Source organism: Paenibacillus xinjiangensis (genome assembly GCF_059686975.1).
On record NZ_JCAALS010000003.1, the window covers coordinates 36077 to 53548 of the forward strand.

At 49.8% G+C, this 17472-nt stretch carries 17 protein-coding genes; 14 read left to right on the forward strand and 3 right to left on the reverse strand.

Annotation, left to right across the window (positions count from 1 at the left end; all coding sequences use genetic code 11):
- The first annotated feature begins 34 nt into the window (after positions 1 to 34).
- Both rsmD and coaD read left to right on the forward strand, forming a co-directional pair.
- Positions 35 to 625, forward strand: a complete 591-nt coding sequence (gene rsmD, locus AC6ESP_RS04115) for a 16S rRNA (guanine(966)-N(2))-methyltransferase RsmD (RefSeq protein WP_497095417.1) — start codon at positions 35 to 37, stop codon at positions 623 to 625.
- Entirely contained in the window at positions 612 to 1115 is a 504-nt protein-coding gene (gene coaD, locus AC6ESP_RS04120; RefSeq protein ID WP_497095418.1) for a pantetheine-phosphate adenylyltransferase, read from the forward strand. Before rsmD ends, coaD begins: the two co-directional genes overlap by 14 nt.
- Before the next feature lie 5 nt (positions 1116 to 1120).
- Here coaD and AC6ESP_RS04125 read toward each other — a convergent pair whose 3' ends face one another.
- Entirely contained in the window at positions 1121 to 2365 is a 1245-nt protein-coding gene (locus AC6ESP_RS04125; protein ID WP_497095419.1) for a nucleoside recognition domain-containing protein, read from the reverse strand.
- Positions 2366 to 2554: 189 nt separating this feature from the next.
- Here AC6ESP_RS04125 and AC6ESP_RS04130 point away from each other — a divergent pair, with 189 nt between their 5' ends.
- The gene (locus AC6ESP_RS04130; protein ID WP_497095420.1) at positions 2555 to 3637 is read left to right on the forward strand and encodes a YlbL family protein; all 1083 of its coding nucleotides are present in this window, start codon (positions 2555 to 2557) and stop codon (positions 3635 to 3637) included.
- Positions 3638 to 3689: 52 nt separating this feature from the next.
- Here the strand turns inward: AC6ESP_RS04130 and AC6ESP_RS04135 are convergent, their stop codons facing one another.
- Positions 3690 to 4934 (reverse strand): nucleotidyltransferase, encoded by a 1245-nt coding sequence (locus AC6ESP_RS04135; protein WP_497095421.1) that lies wholly within the window; start codon positions 4932 to 4934, stop codon positions 3690 to 3692.
- Between the two features lie 186 nt (positions 4935 to 5120).
- Here AC6ESP_RS04135 and AC6ESP_RS04140 point away from each other — a divergent pair, with 186 nt between their 5' ends.
- The 10 genes from AC6ESP_RS04140 (at position 5121) to rnc (ending at position 12789) form a co-directional block, all read left to right on the forward strand.
- Entirely contained in the window at positions 5121 to 5612 is a 492-nt protein-coding gene (locus tag AC6ESP_RS04140; protein WP_497095422.1) for a YceD family protein, read from the forward strand.
- 37 nt (positions 5613 to 5649) lie between these two features.
- On the forward strand, positions 5650 to 5823 hold the full coding sequence (gene rpmF / locus AC6ESP_RS04145) for a 50S ribosomal protein L32 (protein WP_006036546.1): 174 nt from the start codon (positions 5650 to 5652) through the stop codon (positions 5821 to 5823).
- A gap of 244 nt (positions 5824 to 6067) precedes the next feature.
- A complete protein-coding gene (gene fapR, locus AC6ESP_RS04150) occupies positions 6068 to 6664 on the forward strand; it encodes a transcription factor FapR (RefSeq protein ID WP_497095423.1) in 597 nt (198 codons plus the stop codon).
- The gene (gene plsX / locus AC6ESP_RS04155) at positions 6648 to 7637 is read left to right on the forward strand and encodes a phosphate acyltransferase PlsX (protein WP_497095424.1); all 990 of its coding nucleotides are present in this window, start codon (positions 6648 to 6650) and stop codon (positions 7635 to 7637) included. The genes fapR and plsX overlap by 17 nt, the downstream gene beginning before the upstream one ends.
- A gap of 10 nt (positions 7638 to 7647) precedes the next feature.
- Positions 7648 to 8634: a beta-ketoacyl-ACP synthase III gene (locus AC6ESP_RS04160; RefSeq protein ID WP_497095425.1), complete on the forward strand. Its 987-nt coding sequence runs from the start codon at positions 7648 to 7650 to the stop codon at positions 8632 to 8634.
- A gap of 16 nt (positions 8635 to 8650) precedes the next feature.
- Entirely contained in the window at positions 8651 to 9580 is a 930-nt protein-coding gene (fabD, locus tag AC6ESP_RS04165) for an ACP S-malonyltransferase (RefSeq protein WP_497095426.1), read from the forward strand.
- A 45-nt stretch (positions 9581 to 9625) separates the two neighbouring features.
- Entirely contained in the window at positions 9626 to 10375 is a 750-nt protein-coding gene (gene fabG, locus AC6ESP_RS04170) for a 3-oxoacyl-[acyl-carrier-protein] reductase (protein ID WP_497095427.1), read from the forward strand.
- Positions 10376 to 10468: 93 nt separating this feature from the next.
- Positions 10469 to 10702, forward strand: coding sequence for an acyl carrier protein (locus AC6ESP_RS04175; RefSeq protein ID WP_497095428.1), 234 nt, complete (start codon positions 10469 to 10471; stop codon positions 10700 to 10702).
- Between the two features lie 151 nt (positions 10703 to 10853).
- Positions 10854 to 12101, forward strand: a complete 1248-nt coding sequence (gene fabF, locus AC6ESP_RS04180; RefSeq protein WP_497095429.1) for a beta-ketoacyl-ACP synthase II — start codon at positions 10854 to 10856, stop codon at positions 12099 to 12101.
- Positions 12091 to 12789 carry a ribonuclease III gene (rnc, locus tag AC6ESP_RS04185; protein ID WP_497095430.1) on the forward strand — a complete coding sequence of 233 codons (699 nt, stop codon included), beginning with the start codon at positions 12091 to 12093 and terminating at the stop codon, positions 12787 to 12789. Before fabF ends, rnc begins: the two co-directional genes overlap by 11 nt.
- 364 nt (positions 12790 to 13153) lie before the next feature.
- Here the strand turns inward: rnc and AC6ESP_RS04190 are convergent, their stop codons facing one another.
- A complete protein-coding gene (locus AC6ESP_RS04190) occupies positions 13154 to 13705 on the reverse strand; it encodes a DoxX family protein (RefSeq protein WP_497095431.1) in 552 nt (183 codons plus the stop codon).
- Positions 13706 to 13862: 157 nt separating this feature from the next.
- Here AC6ESP_RS04190 and smc point away from each other — a divergent pair, with 157 nt between their 5' ends.
- A complete protein-coding gene (gene smc / locus AC6ESP_RS04195) occupies positions 13863 to 17441 on the forward strand; it encodes a chromosome segregation protein SMC (protein ID WP_497095432.1) in 3579 nt (1192 codons plus the stop codon).
- The last annotated feature ends 31 nt before the right edge of the window (positions 17442 to 17472 follow it).

A 17472-nucleotide genomic window follows, 5' to 3' on the forward strand; every position in this document is an offset into this window, starting at 1 on the left:
GCGGGACAGTCAGATATGAAGGGGGCAGTTTGCAGTGAGAGTCATTGCGGGAGCGGCGAAAGGCCGCACGCTGAAGGCGGTTCCCGGCATGAATACGAGGCCTACTACAGATAAAGTGAAGGAAGCGATATTCAGCATGATCGGGCCGTTCTTCGAGGGAGGCACGGCGCTGGATTTGTTCGCTGGCACCGGTGGACTCGGTATTGAAGCTTGGAGCAGAGGCATCGAGAAGACGATCTTTATCGACCGGGAAAAAACAAGTATCGACATTATCCGTCTAAATACCGAAGCCGCTGGGATGGGGCGGCATGCGGAAATATACCGTAACGATGCGGATCGCGCGTTGAAGCTTCTGGAGAAACGCGGAATCGCTTTCTCGCTCGTATTTCTTGATCCGCCATACCGGATGATTGAGATGGATCAATTGATCGAGAGTATGGCCGAGCATTCTATGCTGGAGAGCGGTGCCATTATTGTTGTTGAACATGACGCAGCACATGAGTACCCGGAGCATATGAGGCATTTTATACAGCTAAGAAAAACCAAATACGGTGATACAGCCGTAACAATCTACAGGTATATGCCTAATGACAGCGATGGAGGAAACAACGATGCAGACGAATGAAAAATTGCGCATAGCGGTATATCCTGGTAGCTTTGATCCACCTACATACGGTCATCTAGATATTATTCGCCGATCGGCTAAGCAATTCGATCAATTAATTGTAGCGGTGCTCAACAATACGAGTAAGAACCCACTGTTCACTGTAGAAGAGCGCAAGGAAATGCTTCGTGAAATTACAAGTGACATCCCGAATGTAGTGGTGGACAGCTTCCGGGATTTGCTTGTCCGCTTCATGAAGTCCCGCCAAGCTAGTGTGATTGTCCGCGGCATCCGGTCAGTAACGGATTTCGAGTATGAGCTGACTCTGGCATCCACGAACAATCTGCTGGACAACGAGATCGATACGATATTTATGATGACGAATCCCAAATATTCTTATTTAAGCTCCAGCATTGTCAAAGAAATTGCTCAGTTCCATGGTGAAGTCAAGGAGCTCGTTCCGTCTGTCATCGAACAAAGGCTTGTTGAGAAATATACATCGAAGAAATAATTCGGTTATTTTTTGCCCAGGGGCACCATTCGTGGACGATTAGGCAGCTTCATCAGCAAGCCCAGTGCAATTAGTACGAATGTCAGAAGAGCTGCAGCTGTTATGGCATACGGCCATAAAGATGGCAGATCCACAGCTGTCATGGAAGTCGGGATAGCTGGAGTGAATGCAGGCTCCCGTTCTGGCAGCATGGCTGGTGTAGTCCCGAAGAAACGAGCGGGGACGAGCGCCATAGCGTCTTGTGCTGGCTTCCATAGCAATAAGGCAAATGCAGCTGCATGCAGGGAGTGGAGCAGTCTTGCCCCGATAAAAGGAAGCAGCTTCATGTCCGTGCTCTGAATGGTATAGCCGGTTTGTAGAATCGCACTTAGTCCGCTCCAAGCGAGAATAGCTGCAACTGCTGCCGCATTCATGGCGCTCTGGAGTCCTGGTGCTTGCCATATGGCAGCTGCATAAGCACCGATATGGCTCTCAAGTAGGGCGGGCAGCACCATATCGAATGTGCCACTCGGCAGTAAGGTGATTACTAATGGCTGAGCCAGCCTGGCGACAACAGCGGCGAATATCATAAACCCGCCGATCACGAGAAGCTTCTGTACAGTAGAGCTGACAGCGTCTCCGAGTACGTTGCCGAAGCTGCGGCCGTCCCGTTCTCGGCTCTCGGTTACTGCTGCTGCGGCCGTACTAATAAGGCTTGTTCCTGCACTTTTCACTACTATTACGTTCTCCTTGGAACCAGCGCTCTCACGTCTTCGCAGGAGTCTCATCAGGCCAGCGGTCCACAGAGCAGAGAGCCACACAACTCCTGCGATGTAGATACCTAGCTCAGGCTTATGCATGAAGCCTGCTCCGATAATGACGAGCATGAATAGAGGGTTCGGCATATGCGAAAGGGCGAGCAGTCGTTGACCTTCATGCCTGGTGAGTATTCCTTCTCGGCGAAGTGCTGCCGTTCCTTCAGCTCCAGCCTGGAATCCTGACATCCAGCCGAACAGTAGTGGAAGCGCAGCCTCTCCAGGCAGTCTGAACAATACACGCATAATAGGCCGAAGAAGGACGCCGATCCCATGGACTAGGCCGAATGCTGAAATAATCTCGAATAGGACGAGAAATGGCAGCAGGCCGGGAAACACAATGTTCCACCATATGGTCAGTCCTTGCAGCGAAGCTTGAAAAGCTTCATCCGGCTGCCTAATAATTGTAGCCACAAGTAGGATTGAGATGAGGCCTAGTAGAACCGTTCGTGTCATATGCGGATCAACTCCAATAGTATCGCATTATATTTTTGGACAAACCTGTCATTATTAAATGTACGCTCTCAGGGCAAGGGATAGACCAAGTCGTATCTATGTAAGGAATGTTGTTAAGAGGCAAACCGTAACGCCCTGCGAATGGAGCGCTTGGTTTGTCTTATTTATTTGAGGCTAGGGGGTGAACTTGTGAAGGGGAATATTCGTGAGAATAGTTGGAGGCGAACGACTCTCATTGCGATGGCTACTGCGCTTTTCATGTGGATACTGCTCTATGCGCCAACGCCATTCGTTATCTATGAACCGGGGATTGCGGTGCCAACGGAGCCAATGGTATCGATAGGATTGGAGGATGGCCAAGCTGAATCAAGCACCGGAGCCGGAGAGCAGGGAGCAGATGAAGGAGCATTCATGCTGACGACGGTCAAGCTGAGCACAACGAATTATTGGCAGGTGCTGCGTTCTTCCTGGAATTCGAACATGGGTGCTTATCGTAAGGATGATATATTGCGAGGATACTCGGAAGAAGAGTATATGGAGCGAATGACAGTCATTATGACAGGCTCGCAAAATAATGCAATAGAAGCAGCCTATCGATACGTAGGCATTCCATATCGTTCGTTAGCCCAATTCGTAGCAGTGTCAGATGTGAGCATGGATAATTCTGGTACTAGTCTGCAGGCGGGTGATTCCATTGAAATGGTCGAGGGGAATCCTATTGCTAGCTTGGAGGAGCTGGCTGAATCTCTGCAAGGTAACAAGACGGGGGATATGCTCGCAATAACTGTCAGACGATCAGATGCTCTTCTTGATATGAATGTGGAGCTTGGAAAGATTGTGCAGCCTATGACGGTAAGCCACTTGCCAGAAGCTCTAGGCAATGTGCAGTTGACGGAGCTTCGAACCCTGCAGCCTAATGACAGCAGCCTCCTTATTTCAATAGATGCTGGAGCAATTGGAGGACCCTCCGCAGGGCTGATGTTTGCTCTGCAATCTGTAGATCTCCTTAGTGATAAGGAATTGACTAGAGGGCTGGTCATTGCTGGAACGGGTACGATTAACCCGAATGGGGAAGTAGGTCCAATAGGTGGTATCGCATACAAAATCGTAACGGCTGAAGAGAAAGGGGCCAAGCTGTTCTTGGCTCCGGCGGCTAATTACGAGGAAGCAGCTCATAAAGCAAAGGCTATAGGCAGCAGTATGCAGGTCATTAGTGTGGGGTCTTTGGAAGAAGCCGTTCAAGTTATTGATCAGTATAGAGAACATGGATGAAAATAACCCCGTAAGCTGCTGCACGATTCTTGTGCAGGCAGCTTAATGTCCCTTACACGATGATCGGCTTGTCCGTATAATCGCGATATAACGCAACAGCTGAACGATGACCGGGCTGAGCCAGCATATAGGCTGCAGTAGCTTGGGTATCCAGCTCCAAGTAACGGTAGCTGCCAGGCGGTCTAGCAGCGCTTAGCAGGACAGGCAGCTTCGCTTCCGTACGCATTCTCCGCAGAAGCTGTCTGCCTTTCTCACTGAATCCTAGGACGCGCAAATATTGTACACCTGAGGCAAGCCGCTCTGCGGTGAAATCCTCTTTGGCATGATTGAGCAATATAGAGAGGAGTGAGCGCTGAAGCTTCGTTCGCGTATAACGCTTCGTCTTGAGAACGCCCAGAAACGGCTCGAACGCAAGCTCATCTAATCTCGGCAGCGCTTGGATGATCCGATGCTCAAGCCCCTCAGAAATTTCACGCAGCGTTGATAGCTGGTGAGCGGTACTTGTACTGATAGCATGGATAAGTGGCTGAATGAACGTATCCCAGCTTACCGGACTCCGGGCTGCTGCCCATTCCCGTTCCATTACAGAGAATGTAGTAGCAGGTACATAAGGTCGAGCACCCTCCAGCTCTCCACCTTCAAGCAGCAGCTTTCTGATTGCTGTGGCGCTGGCGATTGCTTGATCGGTAACGGTAGTCTGTCCGTATTCTGATTTCTCGCGGCGTATCGTATGCGGCTCCATCCGTCCATTAATGCGCTCTAGCGCAATTAAATAATGAAGGCCAAGGGTGTGATTCGGAAGCGCGTAGGGGAATGCTGCGGCTTCGTGAAGTCCGGTTGCGAATAGATGATCAGCAATGGCAGCACTATAAGCACTAGGATAGCTGACGCCAGTCTCCAGCTTCTGCTTAAGCAGTGCTTTGAAATCCTCGGGCTCACTAGCAACGACGCGCGCAGCTGCCTGCATGGATTCGAGCTCTCCGCTTTCTGTGCCGAAGCAGAACGCATCGACGACACCAGTCGCTTCAAGCAGTGAAACGGCACCATATGCGAACCATTCCGCTGCTTGCGTTGCGTATGCGGTCGGGAGCTCGATCACGAGGTCGCAGCCGCCTCTCAGTGCAGCTTCAGTCCGCGTCCACTTGTCCATAACAGCAGGCTCGCCGCGCTGCAGGAAGTGGCCGCTCATGACGGCAACGACCGTGTCAGCTCCTGTTATTTTGAGCGATTGCTGCAAATGATATTGATGACCGTTGTGAAATGGGTTATACTCAACTATTAGTCCTACTGTACGCATAGCAGCTCTCCTTGCTTCCCGTTGGATATATGTCCCATCATAGCACAGAGCAGCGCGATATATTCACCAGAAATCAGGACAATATATGAAAAACGCTGTGAAAATGTTGACAAAACATCGTAAAAATAGATATAATAATTTTTGTTTGTTTGGGGTGATATGATGCAGTTTCATGTTAAAGAAACAATGTCCAAAGGGATTAAGGCGACGGTCAACGAAACGCTTGATGTGTCGACCCTATTTGAAGGACGAATCGATGTCGTAAGCACGGGTCCGCTCCATGTGTCACTTCAAGTGGCCGGGAACGAAGGCGGCATTACCGTCGATGGCCAACTGGACATCGATTGGGAGCTAGCTTGCTCCCGTTGTCTAGACCCACAGCAAGAGCATACGACAATTCCTTTCTTCGAGCAGTTCGAGCCTTCTTCCAAGGAAGAAGATGAGCCTGAAGACGATGAAGGAGACTACATTGCGGTAAGAGAAGAAATTCTAGACTTGAAGCCTTATGTGGAAGAAGCGCTTCAGCTCTTTATGCCTTTTGCTCCGCTGTGCAGTGACGATTGTAAAGGTCTTTGTCACACATGCGGACAGAACCTCAATGAACACACTTGCAGCTGCACGACGGATCGCATCGATCCCCGTCTAGCCGTGCTCAAGGATCTGTTTAAAGAACAATAGCGTAAAGCCTATCGATTCTGTGAAGGAGGTGGGAAACATGGCAGTACCTCAAAGAAGAACGTCCAAAACTCGCCGCGACAAACGTCGCACGCACTTTAAGCTGGCAGTACCAGGAATGGTGAAATGCGAGCAATGCGGAGAGCTGAAATTGGCTCACCACGTATGCAAAGTGTGCGGATACTACAAAACGAAAGAGATTATTTCCCAATAATCTCGGGATTTTCCCACAATAGCACTTCATTACGATGAGGTGCTATTTTTTATTGCCTCATTGCTTAACGGGGCTATTTTTTATATAATTGTTTAGTACCAGGTGATAATATCAGCCATTATTCTGTGCGGTCACGCTTGTACGCATGGCTCGCATTGTCCATAGATGGGTAGCCACACGTCATGCGGTGAAAGATAGAGAAGAAGTCACTATACTGAAAAGGTGGTGGAGGGCGATCGAACGAATGCCCAAACGGCAGCGGCATCAGCTGCTTGCCCGATTAATCGATGAAAATCCGTTTATGACCGACCGGGAGCTTACGAGGCATCTCAAGGTAAGTATCCAGACGATTCGGCTTGACCGAATGGAGCTGGGCATTCCTGAGCTTCGGGAGAGATTGAAGCTGATGGCGGAGCGTTCGTATGATTCAGTCCAATCTCTGCCGCTGCATGAGGTGATAGGTGATATTGTCGATCTGCAGCTGGATCAAAGTGGAATTTCGATTTTTGAAATACGAGAAGAACATGTTTTCTCGCGAACCGGCATTGCCCGCGGTCATCATGTGTTTGCACAAGCAAATTCGCTGGCAGTAGCTGTAATAGATGATAAGATCGCTTTGACGGTCACTGCAGATATTCGCTTTATTAGACCGGTTAAGCTTGGTGAGAAATGTATTGCCAAAGCTTACGTTCGTTCGATTTCTGGAGAACGGCGCAAAGCGAAGGTTGAACTCTTTACTTATGTAGGCGATGAGATGGTGTTTCAAGGGAACTTTGTCATTTACCGGTCCGCGGGGGATAGGGATAATGAAGGAGGAGACAGTCATGCGGATCGCGATTGATGCGATGGGTGGCGACCACGCTCCAGGTCTTATTGTACAAGGGGCATTGGAAGCGGCTAGAGAGTGGCCAGATACGGAGCTGCTTCTTGTCGGAGACACGGCTGCTATCGAGCCGTTACTGAATGGGCAGAAGCCTGCCAACATTACGATATGCCATGCTGATGATGTGATTACTCCTGATGATGAGCCAGTAAGAGCGGTTCGCCGCAAGAAAGGCTCTTCGATGGTTGTTGCTGGTCAATTGGTCAAAGACAAGAAGGCAGACGCGATGCTCTCGGCAGGCAATACAGGCGCATTAATGACAACAGGCCTTCTCGTTGTTGGGCGATTGGACGGAATTGAGCGTCCCGCACTAGCACCTATGCTTCCGACTATGGATGACATCGGTGTGTTGGCCCTTGATCTAGGTGCTAATATGGATGCCAAGCCGGAGCATTTATTACAATATGCGATTATGGGAAGTATTTACCGGGCCAAGGTGCATGGACTGGAGAAGCCGAGAGTCGGGTTGCTGAATGTAGGTACTGAGCCAGGCAAGGGCAATGAGCTGACGAAGGCTGCTTTTGACTTGATGGAGCAGGCTCCTATTCATTTTATCGGTAACGTAGAGGCCCGTGATCTGTTGAATCGCAGCTGTGACGTGCTCATCTGTGATGGCTTTGCTGGCAACATACTGCTGAAGTCGATGGAGGGAACAGCAGGGACGCTGTTTACGTTCTTGAAGAGCTCCTTCTCGGAATCATGGATGACGAAGCTGGCTGCTGCCATTATGATGCCTAAGCTTCGCAAGCTGAAGAATAAAATGGATTATAAGGAACATGGCAGCGCGCCGCTGTTAGGATTGAACGGTCTAGTTATGAAATGCCATGGGTCATCCGACGCGGTTGCTGTCAAGAATGCAGTGCGCCAAGCGCGGATAGCGATTCAGGGTCAATTAACCGAGTCGATTGCAGCGGAAATTAGCGGGAAGTGAGTGTGGAGTAATGAATTTACATCCTGTAGGAATTATTGGAACGGGCAAATATGTTCCCGACCGAATTTTATCTAATCAAGAGCTAGAGCAAATGGTTGAAACAAACGATGAATGGATCGTAACTCGTACCGGGATTCGTGAGCGTCGAATGGCTGCTCCAGAGCAGGCTACTTCAGACCTCGCTTATGAAGCATCCATTATTGCGATCAAGGCGGCAGGACTTACTGCCGAGGACATCGATCTGATTGTCGTTGCGACAATTACCCCGGATATGAGCTTCCCTTCGACAGCATGCCTGCTGCAAGAGAAGCTTGGCGCCAAGCAAGCGGCAGCATTCGATCTATCCGCAGCTTGCTCCGGATTTATTTATAGCCTTGCAACAGCTTCGAGCATGATTGCGTCTGGTATGTACAAGCATGTACTAGTTGTAGGAGCAGAGACGTTATCTCGTATAACGGATTATACGGACCGCAACACTTGCATACTCTTCGGTGATGGAGCGGGTGCGGCAGTGCTCGGTCGAGTGCCGGAAGGTCGCGGCTTCCGTTCCTTCGAGCTTGGTGCTGATGGTCGTGGCGGCGATCTGCTCAAAGTAAGCGGCGGCGGTTCACGCATTCCGGCATCAGAGGACAGTGTGGCTTCGAAGCAGCACTTCATTCATATGGCTGGCAATGATGTATTCAAGTTCGCTGTGCGTATTATGGGCAGCGCAGCGGAGGATGCATTGAAGAAAGCTGACTTGACGAAGGAAGATATTGATCTGCTTATTCCGCATCAAGCGAATATTCGGATCATTCAATCTGCACTGAATCGCCTTGATTTGCCAGAGGACAAGTGTATGATTAACTTAGACAAATACGGCAATGTGTCAGCGGCATCGATTCCGATCGCACTTGCAGAAGCAGTTGAGCAAGGGCGTGTCAAAGAAGGCGATTGCTTAATGTTGGTAGGATTTGGCGGCGGCCTGACATGGGGCGCGTCTGTACTGATCTGGTAACGGAGGAGATTGATTAGTGAGTAGAATTGCATTCGTATTTCCTGGTCAAGGGGCTCAGGTGGTAGGAATGGGCAAGGATGCCTATGATACTATCGAGAACGCACGAGCTGTATTTGAATCAGCAGATGAAGCTCTAGGCTTCAAGCTTAGTGATGTAATCTTTGCAGGACCAGACGAGGTGCTCAAGCAGACAGCGAACACACAGCCGGCACTTTTGACAGTAAGCGTAGCTTTGCTGAAGGCGCTGGAGAGCCAAGGTATGAAGCCTGATTATGTTGCTGGACACAGCCTTGGTGAATATAGCGCATTGGTGGCAGCCGGCGTACTGTCATTCGAAGATGCGGTACGTACAGTTCGTGCACGCGGTCAGTTCATGGAGCAGGCGGTTCCTGGCGGTCAAGGAGCAATGGCTGCTGTTCTTGGAGCAGAGCGTGAAGCGCTGGCAGAGCTCTGCCAGAAGATAACTTCTGAAGGTACTGTTGTTGAGCTGGCGAACGTGAACTGTCCTGGACAGATCGTTGTTTCGGGATCAGCAGCGGGCGTTCTGCAGGTCGTTGAGCGTGGGAAGGAAGAGGCTGGCGCCAAAAGAGTTATTCCTCTGGAGGTTAGCGGTCCATTCCATTCTTCGCTAATGAAGCCTGCGGCAGACAAGCTTGCTGAGGTATTGCAATCCGTTGTCATGACAGATTCTGCAGTGCCCGTTATTGCGAATGTTACTGCAGCGCCTGTTACAGAATCAGCAGCTATTAGGAATTTGCTTGTGGATCAGGTCTACTCTCCTGTCCTATGGGAGGATAGTATCCGTTACATGATCAAGCAAGGCGTAGACGTGTTTGTTGAGATTGGATCTGGTACCGTGTTAGCAGGTTTGATCAAAAAAATCGATAAAAACGTACGTGTTGTATCCATTAATAGTGTTGCTGCTGTGGAATCCCTATCCATCTAAGAGGGGTCTCGGCAGCAAGGATCTTTTGCTAAAGGAGGGATTACAATGTTCGCAAGTCTTGAAGGTAAAACTGCGCTTGTAACAGGGGCATCCCGCGGTATAGGCAGAGCGATTGCGGTCGCACTGGCTGAAGCTGGAGCCGACGTTGCTATTAATTACTCAGGCAGCGAGGCGGCAGCGGCAGAAACGGTGCAAGCCGTGGAAGCGCTTGGTCGCCGCGCGATTATGCTCAAAGCCAATGTCGGTAAGGTGGATGAATTTGAATCGATGGTGAAAGAAACGATCGCTCAATTCGGAACACTTGATATATTGGTGAATAACGCGGGCATTACAAGAGATAATTTAATTATGCGTATGAAGGAAGAGGAATTCGATCAAGTTATTGAGACGAACCTTAAAGGTGTGTTCAACGGGATCAAAGCGGTAACGCGTCCGATGATGAAGCAGCGTTCTGGACGTATTATTAATATCTCATCCGTTGTTGGCGTACTGGGTAATCCAGGACAAGCCAATTATGTGGCTGCGAAAGCAGGTGTCATTGGGCTGACGAAGGCTAGTGCACGTGAGCTTGCCTCGCGAGGCATTACAGTCAATTGCATTGCCCCTGGCTTTATTCAGACGGAAATGACCGATAAGCTGCCTGCCGAAACGCGGGAAGCATTATCTACTCAAATTCCGCTGGCCCGTCTTGGTAATCCGGAAGATATCGCAGCAGCTGTTCGGTTCCTTGCATCCGATGCTGCAGCATATATGACTGGACAAACCGTGCATATTGATGGCGGCATGTATATGTAATGCTGCTTAAAACCGCCGCAGGCCGTAATAAAACGGTTACGTATGGCATTTTGTCGTTAATTCTCGTATAATACCAAAGAGGAGGTGAACCGGATGTCCGAAGTAGTAGAACGTGTAAAACGTATCGTCGTCGACAGACTTGGCGTAGACGAAGCTGAAGTCACGCTGGAAGCTTCCTTTAAAGATGACCTCGGCGCTGACTCTCTTGATGTCGTTGAATTGGTCATGGAGCTGGAAGACGAGTTTGATATGGAAATTTCTGATGAAGATGCAGAGACCATCACCACTGTGGGAGAAGTAGTTAAATACATACAATCTCATACGTAAGGAAGAACAGGGTCCCGTTGTAACAAACGGGACTTCTCTCCATCTGAAGCAGGAATTATCATCACATTATGAATTTGAGCTGTAAGCTTTATATATAGAAGAAGATGTGGAAGTCGTCGCATCTATATTGCAGTCCTTAGAGGTGAATAGAATGAAACAGAGAGTTGTCGTTACTGGCATGGGGGTTATTACCTCATTGGGCTCCGAATTGGAGCAATTCTGGGGGAACCTGCTGGAAGGGAAATCGGGTATATCACACATTGAAGCCTTTGATGTAGCGGAGTATCCAACCCGAATTGCAGCAGAAATCAAAGATTTCAACCCTGAAGCATTTGGTTTAGATAAGAAAGAAGCACGTCGTATGGATCGTTTCGTTCAGTTTGCTTCAGTTGCCAGCCTGGCAGCTGTCAAAGACGCTGGACTGGATATCAGTGAGACTGGCAATGCAGATCCAGAGCGTGTCGGCGTAATGGTCGGCTCTGGCATCGGCGGACTTGGAACTTGGGAAGACCAGCACAACATTTTGCTGGAGAAAGGCCCTAAGCGGGTAAGCCCATTCTTTATTCCGATGATGATCGCGAATATGGGATCTGGTCAAGTATCTATGCTTACCGGCGCTAAAGGTCCGAATAGTACAACCGTAACTGCTTGTGCCACAGGTACCCATTCAATTGGCGATTCTTTTAAAATGATTCAACGCGGTGATGCTGACGTTATGATCTGCGGAGGTGCGGAAGCAACCATTCGCCCTACAGGGCTTGCTGGCTTCTGCTCCATGCGGGCTATGTCGGTACGCAATGACGAGCCAGCTAAGGCTAGCCGTCCGTTCGATACAGATCGTGATGGGTTCGTGATGGGTGAAGGTGCTGGCGTTCTTATTCTAGAATCCCTGGAGCATGCTCAGAAGCGTGGAGCTCGTATCTATGCAGAAGTAATCGGTTATGGCATGAGTGGAGACGCACATCATATGACTGAGCCTGATCCGGATGGAGCTGCACGGTGTATGGTCAAAGCGCTTAAGGATGCTGGAATCGCACCTGAAGAAATTGATTATATCAATGCACACGGTACTTCGACTCCGGTCGGTGACCGTTCTGAGACGAAAGCGATTAAGAAAGCTTTCGGCGATCATGCTTACAAAGTTGCAGTCAGCTCGACGAAATCGATGACGGGTCACTTGTTAGGCGCGGCTGGTGGCGTTGAGGGTGTCATTATTGGCTTAACGCTGAAGAATGGCATTATCGCACCGACGATTAATTTGGACAATCAAGATCCGGAATGCGATTTGGATTATGTACCGAATAAGCCTCGTGAAGCGAATGTGCGGGTAGCCCTGTCCAACTCATTCGGATTCGGCGGCCATAACGCGACGATCGTGATGAAAGTTTATGAAGCGTGATTCCTTTAGTGAGCTGCAGACTCGTCTGCAGCTCCGTTTCAAACAGCTGAAGCTGCTGAAGCAAGCCTTTACGCATACGTCCTATGTGAATGAACATAAGCATGGAACGATCGAACATAACGAACGTTTGGAGTTCCTCGGTGACGCGGTACTCCAGCTGCTTGTTTCGGAATTTTTGTTCACTGCCTACCCGCAGCGGCCAGAGGGGGAACTGACACGGATGCGGGCATCCGTCGTCTGTGAGCCATCACTCGCTCAGTTCGCTGAACAGCTGGATCTAGGCTCCCATGTCCTGCTAGGACGAGGAGAAGAGCAGCTTGGGGGAAGGCAGCGGCCAGCATTGCTTGCTGATTTATTCGAAGCTTTTGTAGGGGCTATCTACTTGGATGCAGGAATACAGAGGACTCGCGAATTTCTGGAGACACATATGTTCCCGAACATTGAGTCCAATGATAAGGGCATGCTTGTCAAGGATTTCAAGTCCAAGCTGCAAGAACGGGCTCAGCATACAGGGCTAGGCTCGGTGGAATACCGCATCACAGAAGAACGAGGTCCAGCTCATGATCGTGAGTTTGTCGTCGAGGTTTATATCGGCGAGATTGCTTATGGCAGCGGCAGCGGCAGAACAAAGAAGGAAGCGGAGCAGCGCGCTGCATCAGAAGCGTGGCAATCGCTCTCCAAGGAATAATTACAGTAAGAGCTGTGTTGAAATAGTCATTAGACTACTTCAACATAGCTCTTTTTAGTTAGTTGTTATAATGTAGCTGATCTCCACGAGCAAACCCAGCTTGAAAAGCCGAAAAACAACCTTAAGTGTCGGATAAAGTAGCTGACACTTTATCGTAAACACCTTAGATCAGCTGAAAACAACCTTAGGTGCGCGTAAGGTGGCTTAGAAACAACTTGTAAGCGGGATAACAGCAATAAAGAAAATAAAGCAGCTAAACAGATGTATAGTTGCGAGGAAGCGTGTTTTCTACCGATAATGAGCAGCTATAAAAGAAAAACAGCCGAACAGGAATGGAGATCCTGTTCGGCTGTTTTGTAGCCTTTTAATGCTGGGCAGTTAAGTTAGCTTTTGGATTGTCATTCGGTTTCGGCGCATCAGGCTTGTGGTGCGTGAGGCGATTATAGGCTTTGTGAAGCAGAGGCATAACATAATAATCTAGACCGTAGCGGCCGCCGTTGGTGCCTGCTGTGAATACGAGGATACCAAGCAGCATCAGCCATGGATTCGTGCTAACCGTTCCTGCGAATACGAACATGAAGTTCATTAATAGTCCGAAGAATGCTGCTGTTGCTGTCAAAGCCCCAAGTATGAGGCCTACTCCGACAAGGAACTCGCCGAGCGGTATAACGAAGTTGATGAGCTTGACATTCGGCAGTGCAAAATGCTCTAGAAAAGCGGTAAAGTTCGGATACACTGGCTGTTGTGTAGCCTTATCCATCACAGGGTTGTTCACTGCATTTGTTAAAAAGCCGTCTGCTGCAAATCCTCCAACCAGTTTATGGTAGCCTGCCGTCATCCATTGCCATCCCAAGAATAAACGGATAATAGTAACAACTCCAGCCGCCCATCGATTCTCTCTCCAGAATTTCATCATTTTAACCGACTCCTTTTCTCTTGATCTGGTTTCAGTATATGTCTTCGCGACATCATAGAATGTGATATATTTCACAATTATCCTTATATATATGTCAAAATGGTTAACGAGGAAAGGGGAGATGTGATACAATAAGTGGCGAGGTGAAAGCCAAATTATGTTCTTGAAACGGATAGAATTATCTGGATTTAAATCATTTGCCGACAAAACCGAAATGGAATTCGTTACGGGCATCACTGCTGTAGTTGGACCTAATGGCAGCGGAAAAAGTAATATTTCGGACGGCATTCGCTGGGTGCTCGGTGAGCAGAGTGCGAAAAGCTTGCGCGGAGGCAAAATGGAAGATATCATTTTTGCCGGCAGCGACGCGAGGAAAGCGGTCAACTATAGTGAAGTTTCGCTAACGCTCGACAATGGGGATGGAGCCTTGCCCCTTGAGTATAATGAAGTGACGGTAACCCGTCGTGTTCATCGCAGCGGCGATAGTGAGTACATGATCAATAAGCAGCCTTGCAGGCTGAAAGATATTACCGAGCTATTCATGGATACGGGCATCGGTAAAGAAGCTTATTCCATAATTGGACAAGGACGTATCGAAGAGATTTTAAGTACTCGCTCAGAGGACCGCCGAGGTATATTTGAAGAGGCTTCCGGCATTGTCAAATATAAATCGCGTAAACGTGAGGCACAGAGGAAGCTTGAGGATACAGAGAACAACCTGCTGCGTATCCACGATCTCGTGTCCGAGCTGGAGGATCAGGTTGGGCCGCTTCGGGATCAGTCTGAGAAAGCGATACACTTTAAGCAACTAAGGGAACAGCTGAAGACGCAAGAGATTTCGATGTATGTGCATAATATTGAGAACGTACATAGCAATTGGTCGGAAGCGAATGCCAAGCTTGATCGGTTGAACAAGGAAGAGCTTGAGCTCTCAACTGTCGTAAGCAAGCATGATGCGCTCCTAGAGAAGGATCGACTTGCTCTACGTGAACTAGAGGAAGCGCTGGATCAGCTGCATGAGGCTATGCTCCAATATAGTGAAGAGTATGAGAAATGCGAAGGGTTCGGAGAAGTTCTGAAAGAGCGTAAGAAAAACCTCGATCAGAACAAACGGCAGCTTGAGGAGTCTATTGCCGTGCAGGATGAGCGCATAGCCTCTCTGACTACAGAGGAGGCTGATTTTCGCGGCCGCGCGGCTGCTCTGGAGCTTCAATTAGCCGACATCAAGGTGAAGCTGGCCGAGGAAGAGACTAATCTGATCGGTGTTGTGGGCAGCACTGGCGGCGATGCAGAAGAAACGTTAAAGGGCGAATTGCTGGAAGTGCTAAGCACAATGGCTCAGCTGCGCAACGAAATTCGTTATGCTGGTCAGCAGCAGGAAGCTGTACAGCGCCGAATGGAGCGATTAACAGAGGAACAAGCCAAATGGACAGAGCAGCATCGGAAGCTGGCAGCACGTCGAGCTGAGCTTACGAAGCAGCTGGAAGCGACGCTGGATGCGATTTCTTCCAATCGGACCAAGTACATTGGCGAGGCAGAGAAATCCAAGGACATTGGGCAGTATGTGGAGGATGCAACGACAGCGATACGCAAATGGGAGCAGAAGCTTGATGCACAGGTTTCCCGCCGCGATACGATGAAGGAAATGCAGGATGCCTTAGACGGCTTTATGCAGGGTGTAAAAGAGGTCCTCAAAGCTTCGCGCCGCTCATCCGGAGGTATCACAGGCGTTCATGGCGCTGTTGCCGAGCTCATGAGAGTGCCAGAGCGTATCGAGACTGCTGTAGAAACAGCGCTAGGCGGTGCTTTGCAGCATATCGTCATGGAGGATGAGAAATCAGCTCGGACAGCGATTAGCTTCCTGAAGCAGCGGCAGCTGGGACGAGCAACCTTCCTCCCGCTCGACGTTATTCGTGGAAGGCAGGTGCCTGAGCATGACAAGCGTATGGCAGAAGCCGTTGAAGGCTTCGTCGGTGTAGCTGCTGATCTCGTATCCTGTGAACCAAGATACGAGTCGATTGTGAACAACTTGCTAGGCAATGTGCTGCTCGCAGAGACGCTGGAGCAAGCCAATCGCATTGCATCCAAGTGCCAGTATCGATTCAGAGTCGTTACATTAGACGGTGATGTCGTGAATGCAGGCGGCTCGATGTCAGGGGGCAGCCTTCAGAAGAAAGGGGCAAGCCTGCTCGGACGCCAGCGCCAGATTGAGACACTGGACCAGGAGATCAAAGAAGGCGAAGCTACAATCGCTAACCTCCGGGCTAAGCTCAGTGATCTGCGTAAGGAGCAGTCGATTCGTACGCAGAACATGGAAGAGCTTAGAGAGATTTCGGAGCAGCGCCGCATAGAGGAGCAGCAGTTCCGTGCCGAGCTCCAGCAGCTTGAGAATGAAGCGAAGCATCTTAGCGAGCAGGAGCAGCTCTTCTCTGCAGACAAGAACAGTCATCTGGAAGAGAAGCAGACGATGCAGTCAACCGCTGAGGCGGCAGAGGTTAGGCTGGAGCAGCTTACAGCGGACGAGGCGAGATTGCAAGAAGCCATTCGAATTGCGGAAGAGCGCCGTAAGGCAAGTGAATCTGCGAAGGAAGTGCTGCAGAGTCAGCTGACCGACCTCAAGATCGCGGCAGCTAAGACGGATCAAGAGAAGCAATCGTTCGAGGATCAGGCAGCTCGTGTTCGCTCCGATATTCAACGGGCTAAGCAAGAGCTGGCGAACTTCCGCTCTTTGTTCAAGCAGCAGGAAGAAGAGCTTGAGCGCCATGCGGTAGAGACCGTATCGCAGATAGAGCAGCTTAACCATCTGCGGCTGAAGAAGCAGGAATGCGCCGAACAGACGGATCTTAAGCGTTCATCCCGAGCAGACCGGCTGAAAGAGCTGGAGCATGGCGAGAGCGAGACGAAGGAACAGCGCGCTCAGCTTCGCCATGTAGAGGAGCAAATGCGTCAGACCGAGATCGCTGCGAACCGTCTGGATGTAGAGCTGGACAACCTGCTTCGCAAGCTCAGTGAGGAATATGAGCTTAGCTTCGAGCTTGCCAAAGAGAACTATCCGGTTCCTGAGGACATCATTGGCACTCAGAACGCTGTACGTGATATTAAACGTCAGATTACTGCGCTTGGAGATGTCAACCTTGGCGCTATCGACGAATATGAGCGTGTGAAGGAGCGTTATGAGTTTCTTACCGAGCAGAAGGATGATCTGGTAGAAGCGAAAACGACGCTGTATCAGGTAATCCGGGAGATGGACGATGAAATGTCCAAACGGTTCAAGACGACCTTCGAACAGATTCGCGGTCATTTCGTCGTCGTATTCGCGAAGCTGTTCGGTGGAGGACGTGCCGATCTAGTGCTAGTAGAGCCTGATCGGGTGCTGGATACCGGAATTGACATCGTCGCTCAGCCGCCGGGCAAGAAGCTGCAAAACCTGCAGCTGTTGTCTGGAGGAGAGAGAGCCTTGACAGCGATCGCCTTGCTGTTCGCTATTTTACAGGTTAAGCCTGTACCATTCTGTGTGCTTGACGAGGTTGAAGCTGCGCTGGATGAGGCGAACGTATCCCGCTTCGCGCAATATTTGCGCGAATTCTCGGAGCTTACACAGTTCATCGTGGTTACACACCGCAAAGGTACCATGGAAGAGGCGGATGTCCTCTATGGGGTAACGATGGAGGAAGGCGGCGTGTCGAAGCTCGTATCTGTCCGCTTGGAAGAAGAGGAAGAGCAGGCATCCGCATAATGTGCTTTATTGGTAATAAAGCGATATAATA

Coding starts and splice junctions, on each gene's coding strand:
- smc (WP_497095432.1), top strand. CDS start 13,863: ATGTTCTTGAAACGGATAGAATTATCTGGATTTAAATCATTTGCCGAC.
- AC6ESP_RS04135 (WP_497095421.1), bottom strand. CDS start 4,934: ATGCGTACAGTAGGACTAATAGTTGAGTATAACCCATTTCACAACGGT.
- rpmF (WP_006036546.1), top strand. CDS start 5,650: ATGGCAGTACCTCAAAGAAGAACGTCCAAAACTCGCCGCGACAAACGT.
- AC6ESP_RS04190 (WP_497095431.1), bottom strand. CDS start 13,705: ATGATGAAATTCTGGAGAGAGAATCGATGGGCGGCTGGAGTTGTTACT.
- AC6ESP_RS04125 (WP_497095419.1), bottom strand. CDS start 2,365: ATGACACGAACGGTTCTACTAGGCCTCATCTCAATCCTACTTGTGGCT.
- fabF (WP_497095429.1), top strand. CDS start 10,854: ATGAAACAGAGAGTTGTCGTTACTGGCATGGGGGTTATTACCTCATTG.
- rnc (WP_497095430.1), top strand. CDS start 12,091: ATGAAGCGTGATTCCTTTAGTGAGCTGCAGACTCGTCTGCAGCTCCGT.
- AC6ESP_RS04175 (WP_497095428.1), top strand. CDS start 10,469: ATGTCCGAAGTAGTAGAACGTGTAAAACGTATCGTCGTCGACAGACTT.
- AC6ESP_RS04160 (WP_497095425.1), top strand. CDS start 7,648: ATGAATTTACATCCTGTAGGAATTATTGGAACGGGCAAATATGTTCCC.
- coaD (WP_497095418.1), top strand. CDS start 612: ATGCAGACGAATGAAAAATTGCGCATAGCGGTATATCCTGGTAGCTTT.
- fapR (WP_497095423.1), top strand. CDS start 6,068: ATGCCCAAACGGCAGCGGCATCAGCTGCTTGCCCGATTAATCGATGAA.
- AC6ESP_RS04140 (WP_497095422.1), top strand. CDS start 5,121: ATGTCCAAAGGGATTAAGGCGACGGTCAACGAAACGCTTGATGTGTCG.
- fabG (WP_497095427.1), top strand. CDS start 9,626: ATGTTCGCAAGTCTTGAAGGTAAAACTGCGCTTGTAACAGGGGCATCC.
- plsX (WP_497095424.1), top strand. CDS start 6,648: ATGCGGATCGCGATTGATGCGATGGGTGGCGACCACGCTCCAGGTCTT.